Raw genomic sequence first — 17,776 nt, 5'->3', positions numbered from 1 at the left:
ATGGCTAAAGACATGTCTTCTCTTATCAGCAGCACGCGTCGCAAAGTGGTGGTAGGACTGGGTGTCACCGGCCTGTCAGTGGCTCGTTATCTGGCAGCGCAGGGTGAAGAATTCTCTGTGGTAGATACCCGGGAGCAGCCTCCCGGCCTTGAGCAGCTGCAGGCTGAGTTGCCGGGCGTTCCGATTATGCTGGGTACCGATGCTCAAGAGGTACTGGATACCGCAGGGGAATTAATTGTTAGCCCCGGAATTTCGCCGGCTGAACCCTGGTTGCAGCAGGCAGTTAAGGCCGGGGCAAAACTCTGTGGAGATATCGATCTTTTTGTGGCCGCTGCGACTGCGCCGGTTATTGGGATCACCGGTTCCAATGCTAAATCCACGGTTACAGAAATGCTCGGTGCCATGGTGAAGGCTGCAGGTCGTAAGGCGGCTGTTGGCGGCAATCTGGGTGTGCCCGCTCTGGATCTGCTTGCTGACGATGTGGAGTTCTATGTACTGGAGCTGTCTAGCTTCCAGTTAGAGCGAGCAGGCGCTTTGAATCTTGAAGTCGCCACGGTGCTCAATCTGACGCCAGATCACCTGGATCGACACGGCAGCATGCCGCTCTATCATCAGGCGAAGCATCGCATTTTTAACGGATGCGCTGCGGTGGTCTTTAACGTTGATGATCCGCTGACGATTCCGCCGCTGGCTGCGGGACGACGGCAGATCAGCTGGCGAATGGGTGAGCCGGACCTGCACGGCTTTGGTCTGCGAACGGTCGACGGTGAGCAGATGATCGTTGAGGGTTTTGAGCCTTTAATGAAGGCCAGTGAAGTGTCGCTGCCCGGGAGTCACAATCTTGCCAATGCCCTTGCAGCCCTCGCTCTCGGCGCTGCAATAGATTTGCCTCGGGACGCAATGTTGAGTGTCCTTCGCAGCTTTGCAGGTCTTGAGCACCGCTGTGAACTGGTTCTCGATCAAGACGGTGTGCGTTGGATCAATGACTCCAAGGCCACAAACGTGGGTGCAGCTTTGGCAGCTATCAATGGTCTGGGCTCGCAGCACCGTTTGATCCTTATTGCCGGTGGGCGTGATAAAGGCGCAGATTTTTGTGCTTTGCAGTCGGCAGTTGCAGCGCATTGCGATGCGGTGCTGCTTATTGGCGAAGCCACCGATGCGATTGCCAAAGCGCTTGGTGATAGCTGCGAAAAAATTATTGCCGACACTCTCGAGAAGGCGGTGGAGTTGGCAGCTGCCCGCGCGCAACCCGGCGATATCGTTGTGCTATCTCCGGCTTGTGCGAGTTTTGATCAGTTTTCCAGTTATACGGCCCGGGGCGATCGCTTTAAGCAGCTGGTGCTAACGATGGTGGCGTCATGACGACCGCTCGCGCAACAACTGTGGCGACAGCAGCAAGGCTGCCGGACCTCATGTTGCTCGCTATAGCTGTGGCGCTGTTGCTTATTGGATTGATTGCGATCAGCTCAGCATCGGTGGGCTATGCCGAAGCAACCTACGGCAATATGTGGCATCACAGTCTTCGACATCTGGTGTATCTCGCACTGGCTCTCACCAGCGGCTTTGTCTGTTATCAGGTGCCTATTGAGTTCTGGTACCGCAGCGGCTGGCTGTTGCTGCTGCTGTCGAGTTTGCTGCTGATTCTTGTTTTGATTCCGGGTGTGGGGCGCAATGTGAATGGCAGTCAGCGCTGGCTGGCACTGGGGCCGCTGACACTGCAGCCTTCGGAGCTCGCCAAGGCATCGATGATTGTTTATCTGTCCGGCTATCTGCTCCGTCAGGGAAAAGCCTTGCAAGAAAGCTGGCAGGGTATTTTGCGGCCTCTGATGATCTTGGGTGTAGTGGCTGTACTTTTGCTGGCCGAACCCGATTTCGGTGCTGTTGTAATTATGCTCGCTACTGCCTTTGGGATGCTGTTTCTAGCGGGCATGCGCCTCATGCATCTCAGTCTAATCGTTGTAGCGACTGGTATTTTGGGGGCGTTGCTTATTCAGGCAGCGCCTTACCGTCTGCAGCGTCTCATCGCCTATACCGACCCCTGGGCAGACCCTTTCGGTTCGGGGTTTCAACTCATTCAGTCTCTTATCGCCTTTGGTCGTGGTGAGTGGTTTGGCGTGGGACTTGGCAACAGCGTACAAAAATTGTTTTACCTGCCTGAGGCGCACACAGATTTTGTGTTTTCGATTTGGGCTGAAGAGACGGGGTTTGTTGGTGCGTTTGTGTTGATCAGTCTGTTTCTGGCGCTGGTACTGCGTATTTTTCACCTCGGTCGTCAGTCGCAAAAAGAGGGGCAGTTGTTTGCCGCCTATCTGTGCTTTGGCGTATCACTGATGTTCTCCGGGCAGGCGTTCGTGAATATGGGTGTTAGTGCGGGGCTGCTTCCCACCAAGGGGCTGACGCTGCCTTTGATTAGCTATGGCGGTACCAGTCTCATTACCGCCTGTGTGCTACTCAGTATGGTGCTTCGTGTTGCTCACGAGCGACAGCAGCCTAAACGAGGGCGCAAGCGATGAGCGCGCCCATGGCCATGATGCTGGCAGGAGGCACCGGCGGGCATGTTTATCCAGCGCTTGCGGTGGCACTTGATCTTCGTGAACGCGGATTCCGCCTGGCGTGGATTGGAACTCGCCGAGGGCTTGAGGCTCGGGTTGTCCCTGCTGCCGACATCCAGCTGTATCAATTGCCCATGCGTGGATTGCGGGGCAAAGGCTTGCTCCAGCAAATGCTGGCGGTGGTCTTGCTCGGTTTTTCTCTGCTGCGGTCGCTGTGGCTAATGCTGCGCTTGCGTCCGGCTTTAGTTGTGGGAATGGGCGGTTACGCGTCGTTTCCAGCGGCCCTTGCAGCGTGGCTAACCCGTCGTCCCTTACTGCTTCAGGAGCAAAACGCCGTGCCCGGTAGCGCAAATCGTGCGCTGGCCCGCTTCGCCTCGCAGATAGCGACGGGTTTTCCCAATGTGCTTGAGCAGTATTCGACGGCTACTTATCTGGGCAATCCTGTGCGCAAGGATATGCTGTCAGTCGCTACAGATAGTCCTTGGATACGACACGCCGATGAGCCGTTGCGTGTGTTGGTGCTCGGTGGCAGCCTGGGTGCAAAACCATTGAATGAGGCTATGCCGGCGGTTGCTGCATTGCTCGGCCCGCAATGTGAGTGGCGCCACCAGTGCGGTCCTGCTCATGCGGACACAACGCGAGCTGATTACGCGACGGTGAGTAACGCCCAGTGGAGCGTTGAGCCCTACCTTGAAGATATGCCGGAAGCCTATGCCTGGGCGCAGCTGGTCATCTGCCGCGCCGGTGCACTGACCGTCGCAGAGCTGGCGGTGACAGGTAGGCCATCGATACTGATTCCGCTTCCCTATGCCATTGACGACCATCAGACAGCTAATGCGCGCTTTCTTTCCGATGCCGGCGCTGCAGTCTTGCTTGCCCAGTCGGACCTTGATCAACAACTGGAAGCAACGCTGCGTGGTCTGATTGCTGACTGTGATCTTATGCAAGGTATGTCCAGCGCAGCGCTTGGCTGCGCCAGACCCGAGGCAACTCGCATGATCGCTGATTGTGGGGAGGCACTGACTCGATGACGGTTTCAGTTGTGCCGGGAGCTTCAGAAATGCGTCGGGTACGCCGCATTCATATGGTCGGCGTTGGCGGCAGCGGTATGAGTGGTATTGCTGAGGTTCTGGTTAACCTTGGTTTTTCGGTTAGTGGCTCGGATTTATTGGATGGCAGCGTCACCCGGCGACTTGGCGAGATGGGGGTCAAGGTCAGCATCGGGCATCGTTCTGAGGCGGTAAGTGACGCTGATGTTGTGGTGATTTCCAGTGCGGTGAAAGCGGACAATGCCGAGCTGGTTGCGGCAAGAGAGCAGCGCATTCCGGTGGTGCCTCGGGCAGAGATGCTGTCGGAGCTCATGCGACATCGCTATGGCATCGCGGTGGCGGGGACCCATGGTAAGACCACAACTACAAGCATTATCGCCGCGCTGTTTGCTGCAGCGGATCTTGATCCGACCTTCGTGATCGGTGGTCGCGTTAACAGCACGGGTACACATGCGCAGTTAGGTGCGGGGCGGTTTCTTATCGCCGAGGCTGACGAAAGCGATGCGTCGTTCTTGCATCTACAGCCTATGGTTACCGTAGTTACCAATATCGAAGCAGATCATATGGAAACTTACGGGGGCGACTTTGCACGGCTGCGTCGGACCTTTGTTGAGTTCCTGCATAATTTGCCATTCTATGGTCTTGCGGTGCTCTGCATTGATGATCCGGTGCTCGCCGGGCTCGGTGAAGATCTGGGTCGGCCACTGTTGAGCTATGGATTTGCTGAAGAAGCCGATTACCGTATTACCCGGCTTGAGCCTGCGGGTCTGTGCACGCGTTTTGTGGTGGAGCGTCCGGATGCTTACCCGGCCTTGCCCATCACACTCAATATGCCCGGTGCCCACAACGTATTGAATGCCACTGCTGCAGTCGCTGTGGCGACCGACCAGGGTATTGATGATGATGTTATCCAGAAAACGCTGGAGAGCTTTAGCGGAGTAGGGCGTCGATTCAGTGTTTACGAAGACATTCAATTAGGGCAGCAGACGGTCACTCTGGTAGATGACTACGGACATCATCCAACAGAAGTGGCAGCTACTCTGGCGTCGGCTCGTCAAGCCTGGCCAGAGCGTCGCATCGTTATGGTGTATCAGCCGCATCGATTTACCCGCACCCGGGACCTTTACGATGACTTTGTCAGTGTGCTTTCAGACACGGACTTTCTGGTGCTTCTCGAAGTTTATCCCGCCGGTGAAGAAGCCATTGCCGGCGCCGACAGCCGGTCACTGGCGCGCTCAATTCGCCAGCGAGGTCAGTTAGATCCGCTGTATGCGGCTTCGGCGCAGGAAGTGCCCAATTTATTGGCGGATGTGCTTGAAGCCGGTGACGTACTGGTTACCCAAGGTGCTGGTGATATCGCCCGTCTGGCGACCCAGCTTCGCGACGCGGTGGAGCTGTCATGAATGCTTTAGCGCGCTTGAGTGAATTGAATATCGCCGTGTTGTTTGGTGGTACCTCCGGCGAGCGAGAGGTTTCCCTTGCCAGCGCCCGGACGGTAATCACAGCACTGCGCGAGGGAGGCTACGAGCCTCTGGCGTTAGATACCGGCGAATCCGAATGGTGGTCTGAGCTGAAAGGTGTGGATATCGCTTTCAATATTCAGCACGGGGTTGGTGGTGAAGATGGTGTGACTCAGGGACTTTTGCAGTCCCTTGGCGTAGTGGGAACAGGTAGCGGCGTTTTGGGGTCAGCTCTGGCCATGGACAAACTGCGCAGTAAGCAGGTTTGGCGGGCTTTGGGCTTGCCCACGGCAGATTTCGCGCTGGTTAATGCTGCCACTGATGCTCAGGCATTACTTGCGAATTGGGGCTCGGCATTTATCAAGCCCTGTACGGAGGGCTCAAGTCTGGGTATGGCTCGGGTCGATAGCCCCGAGAGCTTTGTGGCAGCCTGTGAGTCTGCGGCGGTGTTTGGCGATCAGATAATGGCGGAGCAATTCATTGATGGCCCCGAGTACACCGTGGCTGTTTTAGGGGATCGTGCACTGCCACCTATTCATATTGAGGCTGCGCGCGAGTTCTACGATTACGAAGCCAAGTACAAGGCCAATACCACTCGCTACAACATACCTTGCGGTCTGAGTGCAGACGATGAGCAGACGCTGTGCAAGCTTGCTCTTGAGGCGTTTGCAGCCCTTGGCTGCTCGGTCTGGGGTCGGGTGGACCTCATGCGTGACAGTCGCGGCGAATTTCAGCTGCTGGAGGTCAACACTGTGCCGGGTATGACCGACCACAGCCTGGTACCCATGGCGGCGGCGGCGGCCGGACTTTCGCTTTTGGAATTACTCGAAGAGATCCTGCTCATGTCGTGGTTCGCAGGACAATCGGCTTCGGGAGGGCGTGCCTGATGTCAGCATCTCGTCGAAATGCCCGGCGTCGAGCTCCCCTTTCCCGAGGCGAGCGCCTGAAAGCGCTGATGCCAAGAATTCAAAGTGGGTTCAGCGCTCTGGTATCAATGTCCGCCATCTGTGCCTTGGGCGTCGTCGTTTATCTTGGCTTCGACGCTCTGCGAAATATGCCGGTAGAGCGCATTGTGGTCACCGGGAAGTTGGAGCATCTGCGTCAGGACGCTTTGCGTGCTGCGCTTTCGGATGAGTTGGATCAGGGCTTGTTGTTTCTGAGTCTCGCAGAACTGCAAGAGACCCTTGAGGCCTTGCCCTGGGTATACAGCGCAGAATTGCGCCGCCGCTTCCCCGACACCCTTGAAGTGAGTGTGGTGGAGCAACTGCCCATCGCGCGCTGGGGTGAAGAAGCATTCCTGAATCACGAGGCGCGCATTATCGAGGTTGCCGACACGGAGCGCTGGAAAGACCTTCCCGAGATCCGTGGCCCCCTGGGGAGTGAGGCGCGTTTGATGAATCACTATCAACGTTTGCTTGAGCGATTGCGTCCCTTGGCATTGACGCCTACGTCCTTAAGTGAGGACGACTACGGGCAGTTGCTAGTGGGTCTTGATAACGGGCTTGAGCTGCAGCTTGGAGACCATGATTTCTCGCTTCGTCTGCAGCGCTTCTTGCAGCTGTGGAGGAGTGACCTCCAGGCGTCTGACCGACTCGTGCAGCGTGTAGATATGCGATACGACGGCGGTGCAGCCGTGGCATTTGACCAGACCCCGCAGTTAGCGGGACTAACCGACAACACCCAGGGCAGGTAGACAGCTAATGGCAGCGGTTAAAGACAGGCGAATGATTGTCGGACTGGATATCGGAACCTCCAAGGTTGTCGCTATCGTCGGTGAGGTGACTGCCGACGGCACTATGGAAGTCGTGGGAATCGGTTCCCACCCTTCCAAGGGAATGAAGAAGGGCGTGGTGGTCAATATCGAGTCCACCGTGCAGTCCATCCAGCGCGCTGTGGATGAGGCTGAGCTTATGGCGGGCTGTCAGATTCACTCGGTGTACGTGGGTATTGCCGGTTCGCATATCCGCAGTCTGAATTCCCACGGCATCGTAGCTATCAAAGAGCAGGAGGTCGTAGGTCAGGATCTTGAGCGTGTCATTGATGCCGCTCGGGCGGTGGCGATACCTGCAGATCAGAAGGTGCTGCACGTACTGCCTCAGGAGTACGTCATCGATAACCAGGAGGGCATCAAAGAGCCCCAGGGGATGTCGGGAGTGCGTCTGGAGGCCAAAGTGCACCTGGTGACCTGCGCGGTCAATGCGGCGCAGAACATAGAAAAATGTATTCGTAAGTGTGGCCTGGAAGTTGAGGACATTATCCTCGAGCAGTTGGCCTCATCTTACTCCGTGCTGACGGACGACGAGCGGGAACTCGGCGTGTGTCTGGTTGATATTGGCGGCGGGACCACTGATATCGCGATCTTTACCGAAGGCTCAATTCGGCATACCGGGGTTATACCTATCGCCGGAGATCAAGTGACGAATGATATCGCCATGGCCTTGCGTACGCCGTCTCAGTATGCCGAAGAGATAAAGATTCGCTACGCCTGTGCGCTTACGCAGCTTGCGGGCGCCGACCAGACAATCAAGGTTCCCAGTGTGGGTGATCGGCCGCCACGGGATCTGTCCCGGCAATCTCTCGCCGAGGTAGTGGAGCCTCGTTACGACGAGCTGTTCACCCTCATTCAGGCGGAGCTGCGGCGTTCGGGTTTCGAGGATCTTATTCCCTCGGGAATCGTGCTTACCGGAGGCACCTCAAAGATGGAGGGCGCGTCTGAGCTAGCCGAAGAGATATTTCATATGCCCGTGCGTGTGGGTTATCCGCAGAGCATTGATGGTCTTGCCGACATCGTTCGCAATCCAATTTATTCCACCGCTGTGGGGTTGCTGCTGTATGGCAGCCGCCATGCGGGAGAGGTACATAGTGGCCGAAGCCGCACGCCTGCAGATGCCTGGTGGACGCGTCTGGCGCAGTGGGTCCGGGACAGTTTTTAGAGCAGTTTTTTTGGGGAAGGAAGGTCGCCGAAAGGTGACGTTATATAAAGGGGAAGGAAGCTATGTTTGAACTCGTAGACAACGTACCGCAGAGCGCTGTCATCAAAGTGATCGGTGTAGGTGGCGGTGGTGGCAACGCCGTTAAGCACATGATTACAAACAACGTGGAGGGTGTGGATTTTATCTGTGCCAACACGGACGCACAGGCTTTGTCAGATGTGGATTCGCCCACAGTACTTCAGCTCGGTGGTGAGATCACCAAAGGGCTGGGTGCGGGCGCAAACCCGGAAATTGGCCGAGCCGCGGCAGTAGAGGACCGGGAGAGGATTGCCGAGTCTTTGCGCGGTGCCGACATGGTGTTTATTACCGCGGGAATGGGTGGTGGTACTGGCACCGGCGGGGCGCCAGTGGTCGCGGAAGTGGCACGTGAGATGGGGATCCTCACCGTCGCTGTCGTGACTCGACCCTTCACTTTTGAGGGTCGCAAGCGGCTTTCAATTGCTGAGTCAGGACTTGCGGAACTTCAGCAGCATGTGGACTCTCTAATCACCATACCGAACGAAAAATTGCTAGAGGTTTTGGGAAAAAATACCAGTCTCTTGGATGCCTTCAAAGAAGCCAATGATGTATTGTTGGGGGCGGTTCAGGGTATTGCTGACCTTATCATTCGCCCCGGCATGATCAATGTCGACTTTGCGGATGTGAGAACGGTTATGTCTGAAATGGGTATGGCCATGATGGGCACTGGAAGCGCTCGTGGCGAGAACCGGGCGCGCGAGGCAGCCGAACGCGCTATCAACAGCCCGCTGCTGGATGATATAGATCTGGAAGGCGCACGCGGGATTCTGGTTAATATTACTGCCGGGCTCGATTTGTCGCTCGGAGAGTTCTCTGAGGTGGGCGATACCATCGAAGAGTTTGCCTCTGACGAGGCCACGGTTGTAGTCGGGACGGTTATTGATCCCGCACTGAACGATGAACTGAGGGTTACGGTAGTCGCTACGGGGCTTGGCAATGCCGCTTCTCGTGCGAAGTTGCAGGTGGTAGAAACACCGCGAGCTGCGCGCTCCGAAGAGCCGCAGAGCGAGATAGACCCACTGTCAGCTCCGGACTATCGGGATTATGAAAAGCCGCCGGCTCGGCGCGCAGCAGCGCGTGGGGGTTCGGCAGCCGCCGCTACTGCGGAGAAACTGGGTGACGATTATTTCGATATCCCGGCTTTTTTGAGGCGACAAGCTGACTGATCGATACGACCGTCATCCTGTCGACCGCGTATCAGGCGCTATTGCGCCTGGATATGCCTTTGGTATAGCGGGGCATTGACAAGGAGGTTGTATGATTCGACAGCGGACGTTGCGCAACGCCATCAAGGCGACTGGCGTCGGTTTGCATACCGGTGAAAAGGTATACCTGACCCTGGCGCCTGCGCCGGTAGACAGCGGTATTATTTTTCGCCGTGTCGATCTCAACCCTGTTGTTGAGATTCACGCCAAGGCGTCTAACGTGGGCGACACAACGTTGTCGACAACCCTTGTGCACGACGGGCACCGAGTGTCTACCGTGGAACATTTGTTGTCAGCGATGGCGGGTCTGGGTATTGATAACGCTTATGTAGATGTCAGTGCCAGTGAAGTGCCGATCATGGATGGAAGTGCCGGACCGTTTGTTTTTCTGATCCAGTCTGCTGGGATCGAAGAACAGCCTGCGGCAAAAAAATTCATCCGTATCAAGCGTCCGGTGACGGTAGAGGACGGAGACAAGGTAGCCAGCTTTCTTCCCTTTGATGGCTTCAAGGTCTCCTTCACTATCGATTTCGACCACCCGGTGTTTCGCGATCGTAAAGCACACGCCGAGATCGACTTTTCCTCCACATCCTTTGTGCGAGAGATCAGTCGGGCTCGGACTTTTGGCTTTATGCACGAAATCGAATATCTGCGCTCCAAGGGGCTTGCCCGAGGCGGCAGCGTAGACAACGCTATCGTTGTTGATGAGTACCGGATTTTGAACCAGGACGGACTGCGCTACGAGGATGAGTTCGTAAAACACAAGGTTCTGGATGCCATCGGAGACGTCTATTTGCTGGGCTACAGCCTGATTGGCGAGTTTCGCGCCCACAAGTCTGGCCACGCCCTGAATAATGCATCATTGCGTGCTTTGATCGCACAGACTGACGCCTGGGAGATGGTGACCTTTGATGATCCCGATATGGCGCCCATCTCCTACGTCACGGCGCCGGCGGCGCCTGCCGCTATTTGATCTCACCTTCGGGTTCCGGATGGAAAAAAGAGAGTGTCTGTGAGACACTTTCGCGCCGGTTTTCGCCCCGACTATCTCTCTCCAGGGCTTGATTCATGGGCGTTTGTCCCCATGAACAACCTGCATGCTTTTTATTTTCCCGGGCGCGTTACGAAGTTGGCGCTTCTAGCGCTGTTCAAGACAACCAGAGATGTCGGCTTGAGTCGTTTACATGACGGGCCGGTATCCACACACGGATGGACTGCGTGGGCTTCTGGCCTGCCGCGGCGAAATGAATGACTGAATGATTAACTCTGCTCTGAAAAAAGTTTTTGGCACGCGCAACGATCGTGAGCTCAAGCGCATGCGCAAGGTGGTGCGCCAGATCAACGCACTGGAAGAAGGCATGCAGGCGCTTGATGACCAGGCCTTGGCCGCTAAAACTGGTGAGTTTCGGGAGCGTCTGAGCGCGGGTGAAACCCTCGATAAGATGCTTCCGGAGGCGTTTGCCGTCGCTCGCGAAGCCGGTAAGCGTGTTATGGCAATGCGCCATTTTGACGTACAGCTCATCGGAGGCATGACGCTGCACGAGGGACGTATAGCCGAGCAGCGCACCGGCGAGGGAAAAACCCTGGTAGCGACTCTCGCCGCCTACTTAAATGCGCTTACCGGCAACGCGGTGCACCTCATTACCGTCAATGACTATCTTGCCGGACGTGATGCGCAGTGGATGTCGCCGCTTTACAACTTTTTGGGTTTGAGCGTCGGTGTGGTTCGATCGGGTCAAACGCCGGAGGAGAAACGTGAGGCCTATCAATCAGACGTCATTTACGGCACCAACAACGAGTTTGGCTTCGATTACCTTCGCGACAATATGGCCTTCTCACTGGAAGACAAGATGCAGGGCGAGCTTAGCTTTGCCATCGTTGATGAAGTCGATTCGATTCTCATTGATGAGGCGCGCACGCCGCTGATTATTTCTGGCGCGGCGCAGGATAGTTCAGAGCTTTACAAACGTATTAACAAACTCGTGCCGCTTCTCCAGCGCGAGGACGAGGGCCAGGAAGGTCACTACACCGTCGATGAGAAGCTGCGACAGGTTGAAATGACTGAAGCCGGACACGAGTTTGTCGAAGAGATGCTGGTTCGTGAGGGCATGCTGGAGGAAGGCGATAGTCTTTACGCCTCTACAAACCTGTCACTCTTGCATCATGTGCACACGGGGTTGCGAGCCCATGTGATGTTTAATCGTGATGTGGAGTACATCGTTCAGGGCGGTCAGGTGGTGCTCATTGACGAGCACACCGGTCGGACCATGGCGGGACGCCGATTGTCTGAAGGTCTACACCAAGCGATTGAAGCGAAGGAAGGCGTGGCAATTCAAAGTGAGAGCCAGACGCTTGCCTCGACGACCTTTCAGAATTACTTCCGTCTCTACGACAAGCTGGCAGGGATGACCGGTACTGCCGATACGGAAGCCTTCGAATTCCGGCAAATCTACGGACTTGAAGTGGTGGTGATTCCCACGAACAAAGAAATGGTTCGTAAGGATATGAACGACCTCGTGTATCTCACGAGCGAAGAAAAGTTTGATGCAATCGTTGAGGACGTCAAACACTGTATCGAAATTGGGGCTCCGGCATTGGTAGGTACCGCCTCGGTTGAAACGTCAGAGGAATTGTCAGCTCGCTTCAAGAAATCCAATGTGCCGCATAAGGTTCTCAACGCCAAGTATCACGAGCAAGAGGCGGAGATCATTGCGCAGGCGGGGCGCCCGGGCGTCGTGACCATTGCCACAAACATGGCCGGTCGTGGCACCGACATTGTGCTAGGTGGAAACCTGGAGGCAGAGTTGCGTCAGGCGGGCGAGATCAGCGATGAACAGCGTGCCGCTATTCAGGCCGATTGGGAGAATCGTCACACTGCGGTGTTGGAGGCCGGTGGACTTCACATCCTGGGCACTGAGCGCCACGAATCCCGTCGAATCGATAACCAGCTTCGAGGCCGGGCGGGTCGCCAGGGTGACCCTGGTGTATCACGGTTCTATCTCTCTTTAGAAGACAATCTGATGCGGATCTTTGCATCGGATCGTGTGAAAAACTTCATGCAGGCTTTGGGCATGGAAAAGGGCGAGGCGATTGAGCACCGCATGGTGACCAACGCCATTGAAAAAGCCCAGCGCAAAGTCGAAGGCAGAAACTTTGATATTCGTAAACAGTTGCTTGAATATGATGATGTTGCTAACGATCAGCGGCAGATTATCTATCAGCAACGCAATGACCTGCTGACCGAAGCCGATATTTCAGAAACCATTAGTGCGATTCGCCAGGACGTTGTTAATCAGGCGATCGACAGCTTTATTCCGCCAATGAGTGTGGAGGAGCAATGGGATATCTCTGGGCTGGAGCGTCAGCTGGAAGCTGAGTTTGCAATCACTCTGCCAATTCAGCAGTGGCTGGACGACGACGATAAGCTGCATGAAGAGGCTATTCGTGAGCGCGTACTGGCTGAAATTCAACAAGCTTACGATGCCAAGGCCGAAAGTGTTGGCCCCGATATGCGTCGCATCGAGAAGCAGATCATGCTTCAGGTTCTCGATACGCTCTGGAAAGAGCATCTGGCGACGATGGATCACTTGCGTCAGGGCATCCATCTTCGCGCCTACGCGCAAAAAAATCCCAAGCAGGAGTACAAGCGCGAGTCCTTTGAACTGTTCCAGGAATTGCTGGGCAGTCTCAAGTACGAGGTTGTGAAATTTCTTAGCCACGTTGAGATCAAGAAAAAGAACGAAGCTGAGTTGATTGAGCAGCAGCGCCGGCATGATGCCGAGCAGGCCAAGCTGGCGTTTCAGCACGCGCAGGCCTCTGGTATGGCAGCGGATCCTGCGGAGTCTCAGGTTGCCGAGAAAGCCGAAGCGGCGCAGCCGATTACTCGTAGTACGCCTAAAGTGGGAAGGAACGACCCTTGCCCCTGCGGAAGTGGTAAGAAATACAAGCAGTGCCACGGTGCTCTTTAGACCGGCCCTTAGACTACGATGAATGACTCCAAAAAAGACGCGGCTGAGGCGGCAGTCGCGCAGCACTCCGTGCCCGGTGTGACTGTTGCCGCCGTCGAGGCGGGCATTCGCTATGCCGATCGCAGCGATTTGGTTGCCTTGAGTTTTGATGAAGGCACAACGGCGGCCGCGGTTTTTACCCGAAACGCTTTTTGTGCTGCGCCGGTGACTGTTGCCCGGGAACATTTGCTTGCCTGTGACTTTATGCCCCGGCTGCTGCTTATCAATACCGGGAATGCCAACGCCGGAACGGGCGAAAGGGGATTACTTGCAGCAAGGCACTGTTGCGAAGAAGCGGCTGCTGTACTTGGCTTGGATGGCAGCGAAGTTCTTCCGTTTTCCACCGGCGTCATTGGTGAAGATTTGCCGACTGATCGCATAGTCTCTGCGCTCCCCAAACTATTTGCTGCAAGGTCGCCCGCCGACTGGGAGAAAGCTGCGCTGGGGATTATGACTACCGATACGCGGCCCAAGCTGGGCTCCCGTCATTTTGTTGTAGATGGCAGGACTTATGTTCTTAGCGGTATGGCCAAAGGCGCCGGGATGCTGCGTCCCGATATGGCAACAATGCTGGCGTTCCTGACGACGGACGCTGCAGTTACTCCCGATCTTTTGGACACCTTGCTTCGGCGTGCGGTAGAGATGTCGTTTCATCGCATTACCGTCGATGGAGATACGTCTACCAACGATGCTGTTTTGCTGGCCGCAACGGGTGCCCATGGTGGGCCGCTTTGTGACGATGTGGATTCGGAGTTGGCGAAGGGGTTTGCCGCGGCATTGGAGTCTCTTTGTCTTGAACTCGCGCAGGGGCTTGTTCGTGATGGAGAAGGTGCGAGTAAGTTTGTAGAGATACGAGTCAGTGGTGGGCGTGACGAAGCTGAATGCCTGGATGTTGCGTTTACCATTGCTCATTCCCCATTGGTGAAGACCGCGCTTTTTGCAGGTGATCCCAACTGGGGGCGATTGCTGGCTGCAATCGGTCGAGCCGGGCTTGTCGATCTTGATGTCACCGGCGTTCGCATTTTTATCAATAATCTGATTATTGCGGAAAATGGCGCTCGCGCTGTTGATTACGTGGAAAGTGAGGTGGCCGAGCTAATGCGGGGCGAAGATCTGCAGCTGGGTATTGAGCTGGGTCGTGGTGATGCGCGGGCCCGGGTTTGGACCTCTGATTTTTCCTACGACTATGTTCGCATTAATGCTGAGTATCGGAGCTAGCAGTACCTATGTTGGCTAAAAACCCGGATGAAAATTGCGAAGTAGCGCCGGTTGTTCATGTTGCTGTTGCGGTTATCTTCAATGCAGATCAACAGATCCTTTTGACGAAACGACATGCCAGTAGTCATCAAGGTGGACTTTGGGAATTTCCCGGCGGTAAGTTAGAGGCCGGTGAGCGTCTTGGGGATGCACTGAAGCGAGAGCTTCAGGAGGAACTTGGGATAGATGTCTTGAGCCATCATAGCCTGCTGCGGGTCGAGCATGACTATGGCGATAAGCAAGTTTTATTGGATGTACATAGCGTTACCGGGTTTACCGGGCAGCCGCGAGCGCGAGAAGGGCAGCCCATGCGCTGGGTGAGCGTTACAGAACTTGTGGACTACGACTTCCCCAAGGCCAACGTAGCGATCGTAAATGTCTTGCTTGATGGCAAGCGCTAGTTCGAGCGGTAAGCCCAGGTGTGCAGGCCTTTTTTAGGCCCTGACTACCTGCTGCTCAGCGAGCTGCAGACAAGCGCAAGAGTTTTTCATGCAGAGCGGTTACCTGCTGATCCAGTTCTGCCAATGCTCCACTGTTATCAATAACCGTATCGGCGGCCGCTAGACGCGAGTCCCGGGACATTTGCGCCGCCATAATGGCTCGCACCAATTCTTCGCTATTGTTATCCCGTGCTTTGGTTCTACTTATCTGCACGGATTCTGGTACATCCACGACCACAATGTGGTCTACAAAGTCGCGCTGGGAACTCTCCAGGAGTAACGGGGAGCTTAACACCGCATAGGATGATGCCGCCGTCGCGAGTTGCTGGGCAATGCTCTCACCAATGAGGGGGTGAGTAAGTCGCTCCAGCCATAGCCGCTGATCCGGATCACTGAAAACGATACGCCGCAGCGCCGCACGATCCAAATTTCCATCTGCGCTAATCACTTCCTTACCAAAGTGCTGAGCTATTTTCTCAAGCGCTGAGCTACCCGCCTCGACGACCTCTCGGGCAACGATATCCGCGTCTACCACCTCGATACCCCGCGACTGCAGGCGTTCAGTGACAGCGCTTTTACCGCTGCCAATGCCGCCGGTAATGCCGACACGCAATGCTTTACTCACAAAGAGCCGGTGAACAGCGCGGCGGACAGCGCGCTGCCCCAAAGCAGGCTGATCCAGCCAGCCGCCGCAAGATAAGGTCCAAAGGGTAGCGGGTGAGAGCGGTCCTTGCCTCTCACTACGATGATGAGTATCCCCAAGACGGCACCTACCGCAGACGACAATAAAATGATGATGGGCAGGCTCTGCCAACCAAGCCATGCACCCAAGGCAGCAAGCAGTTTAAAGTCGCCATAGCCCATGCCTTCTTTGCCCGTGGCGAACTTAAACAGCCAATAGATTGACCACAGTAAGAGATACCCAGCTGCTGCGCCCAAAACGGCATCGGCAGGTGTAACGGGTCCCAGGAACAGATTAAAGAGTAAGCCTGCCCAAAGCAGCGGTAGCGTGATGTCATCCGGAAGCAACTGCGTATCGAAGTCAATGACGGCCAGCGCAATAAGTGACCAGGTCAATAGCAGATAGGCAAGCAAGGCTGGCTCCGCCCCAATGTGAAAGGCGACGGTTACCGATGCAGCGGCTGTTGCCAGCTCTACAAGGGGGTATCGCCAGCTGATCGCTGCAGCGCAATTCGCGCAGCGGCCACGTAAAAATAGGAAACTGATTACCGGTATGTTTTCCCAGGGCTTGATCGCATGTTGGCAATGAGGGCAATGCGACCCGGGGAACGAAAGCGATAACTTTGCGTCTTCATTGTCGGCGCTGTCGGCTTCCAGCTCTAACAGTGCACGGCAATCGCAGCGCCATTCTCTTTGCATCATTTCTGGCAGGCGCAAGATCACGACATTCAAAAAGCTGCCCACAGTGAGGCCCAAAGCCCCGGTAAACAGATAGAAATACAGGGGGTACTCGTTCAGGAATTCGCTGAGCATGAAAGCATCGGTCATCGTGATATCTCGCTGGGAGCCCCCGCCGGGGGGCGCAGGCTTCTTAGATAACTGATCCCAGCATAAAGATCGGCAGGTACATGGCGATCATCAGGCCGCCTACCAAGACCCCAAGAACCGACATGATCATGGGCTCCATGAGAGAGCTTAGACTGTCTACGGCATTGTCGACAGCTTCTTCATAGTGTGTGGCGACCTTATCCAGCATTTCGTCAAGCTGTCCTGACTCTTCTCCGATGGAGATCATCTGTAGCAACATATTGGGAAACAAGCCGGTGCTCTTTACCGAGTTGTAGAGGGTTGACCCGGTAGTGACGTCGTCCCGAATCTGCAAAATTGCTACGCTAAAGACGGCATTACCCGCCGCACCAGCTGTAGACTCAAGAGCGTCCACCAGAGGCACACCGGCGTTAAACGTTGTGGCTAATGTTCTGGAAAACCGTGCTACTACCGCGTCGTGAACGATGCCGCCAAAAATCGGAAGCTTCAGCATTATTCGATCTACCCCATCGCTGAATGGCTTGGATTTTAGACGTAATTCTTTGAAGGCATAAACTGAAGCAACAATGCCTATGACGATAATGAACCACCACTCCTGCATGAAATCAGAGAGTCCCAATACCATCAAGGTAAATGCGGGTAGGTCAGCGCCGAAGCTCGAGAACGTCTCCGCGAATTGTGGAACGACCTTTACAAGCAAAATGCCGGATACCACCAGCGCCACTACGATGACAGCTGTGGGATAGGTCAGTGCTTTTTTAATTTTGCCTTTTAACTGCTCGGTTTTTTCCTTGTAGGTGGCCACACGGTCAAGCATCACTTCAAGCGTACCCGCAGACTCACCCGCGCCGACCAGAGAGCAGAACAGCTCGTCGAAGTAACGCGGGAATTTGCTCAGGGACAAGGCCAGGCCGCCACCCGCTGAGACATCATTCTTGATGCCGTTTACAAGTTCCTTCATGGATGGGTTCTCTAGTCCGTCACCCACGATGTCGAAACTTTGCACCAAGGGGACCCCAGCTTTCATCATGGTCGCCATTTGGCGAGTGAAAATAGCGATATCAGCTGGTTTAATAGGTTTCTTTCGGGCGCTAAATAAGGGCTTCGATTTGCGGCGCACCGAGCTGGGATTGATTCCCTTTTGTCGAAGTTGGGCTCGCGCCATAGCTTGCGATGGCGCGTTAATCTCTCCTTTCGTTTGGCGGCCGTTTTTATCGGTGCCATTCCAGATAAACAGTTCGCTGGTTGCCGTCGTCGCCATGGTATTTGGCTTATCTCCTGTCGTT

At 55.4% G+C, this 17,776-nt stretch carries 14 protein-coding genes and 1 pseudogene; 12 read left to right on the top strand and 3 right to left on the bottom strand.

Going from position 1 to position 17,776, the window contains the following annotated elements; translation table 11 throughout:
* Window positions 1-12 precede the first annotated feature (12 nt).
* From murD to mutT, 12 genes and pseudogenes are all read left to right on the top strand, one after another.
* Window positions 13-1,362 (top strand): UDP-N-acetylmuramoyl-L-alanine--D-glutamate ligase, encoded by a 1,350-nt coding sequence (gene murD, locus R0135_RS07255; protein ID WP_407349586.1) that lies wholly within the window; start codon window positions 13-15, stop codon window positions 1,360-1,362.
* Window positions 1,359-2,513, top strand: a complete 1,155-nt coding sequence (ftsW, locus tag R0135_RS07250) for a putative lipid II flippase FtsW (protein ID WP_407349585.1) — start codon at window positions 1,359-1,361, stop codon at window positions 2,511-2,513. The genes murD and ftsW overlap by 4 nt, the downstream gene beginning before the upstream one ends.
* Window positions 2,510-3,583, top strand: coding sequence for an undecaprenyldiphospho-muramoylpentapeptide beta-N-acetylglucosaminyltransferase (murG, locus tag R0135_RS07245; protein WP_407349584.1), 1,074 nt, complete (start codon window positions 2,510-2,512; stop codon window positions 3,581-3,583). The genes ftsW and murG overlap by 4 nt, the downstream gene beginning before the upstream one ends.
* Complete coding sequence (gene murC, locus R0135_RS07240) at window positions 3,580-5,004, top strand: UDP-N-acetylmuramate--L-alanine ligase (RefSeq protein WP_407349583.1); 1,425 nt, start codon at window positions 3,580-3,582, stop codon at window positions 5,002-5,004. Before murG ends, murC begins: the two co-directional genes overlap by 4 nt.
* Entirely contained in the window at window positions 5,001-5,948 is a 948-nt protein-coding gene (locus R0135_RS07235; protein ID WP_407349582.1) for a D-alanine--D-alanine ligase, read from the top strand. Before murC ends, R0135_RS07235 begins: the two co-directional genes overlap by 4 nt.
* The gene (locus tag R0135_RS07230; RefSeq protein ID WP_407349581.1) at window positions 5,948-6,754 is read left to right on the top strand and encodes a cell division protein FtsQ/DivIB; all 807 of its coding nucleotides are present in this window, start codon (window positions 5,948-5,950) and stop codon (window positions 6,752-6,754) included. Before R0135_RS07235 ends, R0135_RS07230 begins: the two co-directional genes overlap by 1 nt.
* 7 nt (window positions 6,755-6,761) lie before the next feature.
* Window positions 6,762-7,931 (top strand): annotated as a pseudogene (ftsA, locus tag R0135_RS07225) (cell division protein FtsA); the annotation flags it as partial.
* Between the two features lie 125 nt (window positions 7,932-8,056).
* On the top strand, window positions 8,057-9,238 hold the full coding sequence (gene ftsZ, locus R0135_RS07220) for a cell division protein FtsZ (RefSeq protein ID WP_407349580.1): 1,182 nt from the start codon (window positions 8,057-8,059) through the stop codon (window positions 9,236-9,238).
* A gap of 91 nt (window positions 9,239-9,329) precedes the next feature.
* A complete protein-coding gene (gene lpxC, locus R0135_RS07215) occupies window positions 9,330-10,250 on the top strand; it encodes a UDP-3-O-acyl-N-acetylglucosamine deacetylase (RefSeq protein ID WP_407349579.1) in 921 nt (306 codons plus the stop codon).
* A 283-nt stretch (window positions 10,251-10,533) separates the two neighbouring features.
* Window positions 10,534-13,245 carry a preprotein translocase subunit SecA gene (gene secA, locus R0135_RS07210; protein ID WP_407349578.1) on the top strand — a complete coding sequence of 904 codons (2,712 nt, stop codon included), beginning with the start codon at window positions 10,534-10,536 and terminating at the stop codon, window positions 13,243-13,245.
* Window positions 13,246-13,263: 18 nt separating this feature from the next.
* Window positions 13,264-14,502: a bifunctional glutamate N-acetyltransferase/amino-acid acetyltransferase ArgJ gene (argJ, locus tag R0135_RS07205; RefSeq protein ID WP_407349577.1), complete on the top strand. Its 1,239-nt coding sequence runs from the start codon at window positions 13,264-13,266 to the stop codon at window positions 14,500-14,502.
* Between the two features lie 8 nt (window positions 14,503-14,510).
* Window positions 14,511-14,942: an 8-oxo-dGTP diphosphatase MutT gene (gene mutT / locus R0135_RS07200; protein ID WP_407349576.1), complete on the top strand. Its 432-nt coding sequence runs from the start codon at window positions 14,511-14,513 to the stop codon at window positions 14,940-14,942.
* Between the two features lie 55 nt (window positions 14,943-14,997).
* Here mutT and coaE read toward each other — a convergent pair whose 3' ends face one another.
* From coaE to R0135_RS07185, 3 genes are read right to left on the bottom strand one after another with little or no spacing between them, the layout of a single operon-like run.
* Window positions 14,998-15,606, bottom strand: coding sequence for a dephospho-CoA kinase (gene coaE / locus R0135_RS07195; protein ID WP_407349575.1), 609 nt, complete (start codon window positions 15,604-15,606; stop codon window positions 14,998-15,000).
* On the bottom strand, window positions 15,603-16,490 hold the full coding sequence (locus tag R0135_RS07190; protein ID WP_407349574.1) for a prepilin peptidase: 888 nt from the start codon (window positions 16,488-16,490) through the stop codon (window positions 15,603-15,605). Before R0135_RS07190 ends, coaE begins: the two co-directional genes overlap by 4 nt.
* Before the next feature lie 43 nt (window positions 16,491-16,533).
* A complete protein-coding gene (locus R0135_RS07185; RefSeq protein WP_407349573.1) occupies window positions 16,534-17,751 on the bottom strand; it encodes a type II secretion system F family protein in 1,218 nt (405 codons plus the stop codon).
* Window positions 17,752-17,776: the final 25 nt, after the last annotated feature.

The organism is Congregibacter variabilis (genome assembly GCF_045689235.1).
Classification (GTDB): Bacteria; Pseudomonadota; Gammaproteobacteria; order Pseudomonadales; family Halieaceae; genus Congregibacter; species Congregibacter variabilis.
The sequence above is the reverse complement of the archived record's forward strand: the minus strand, read 5'-3'. Positions and strand labels throughout refer to the sequence as shown.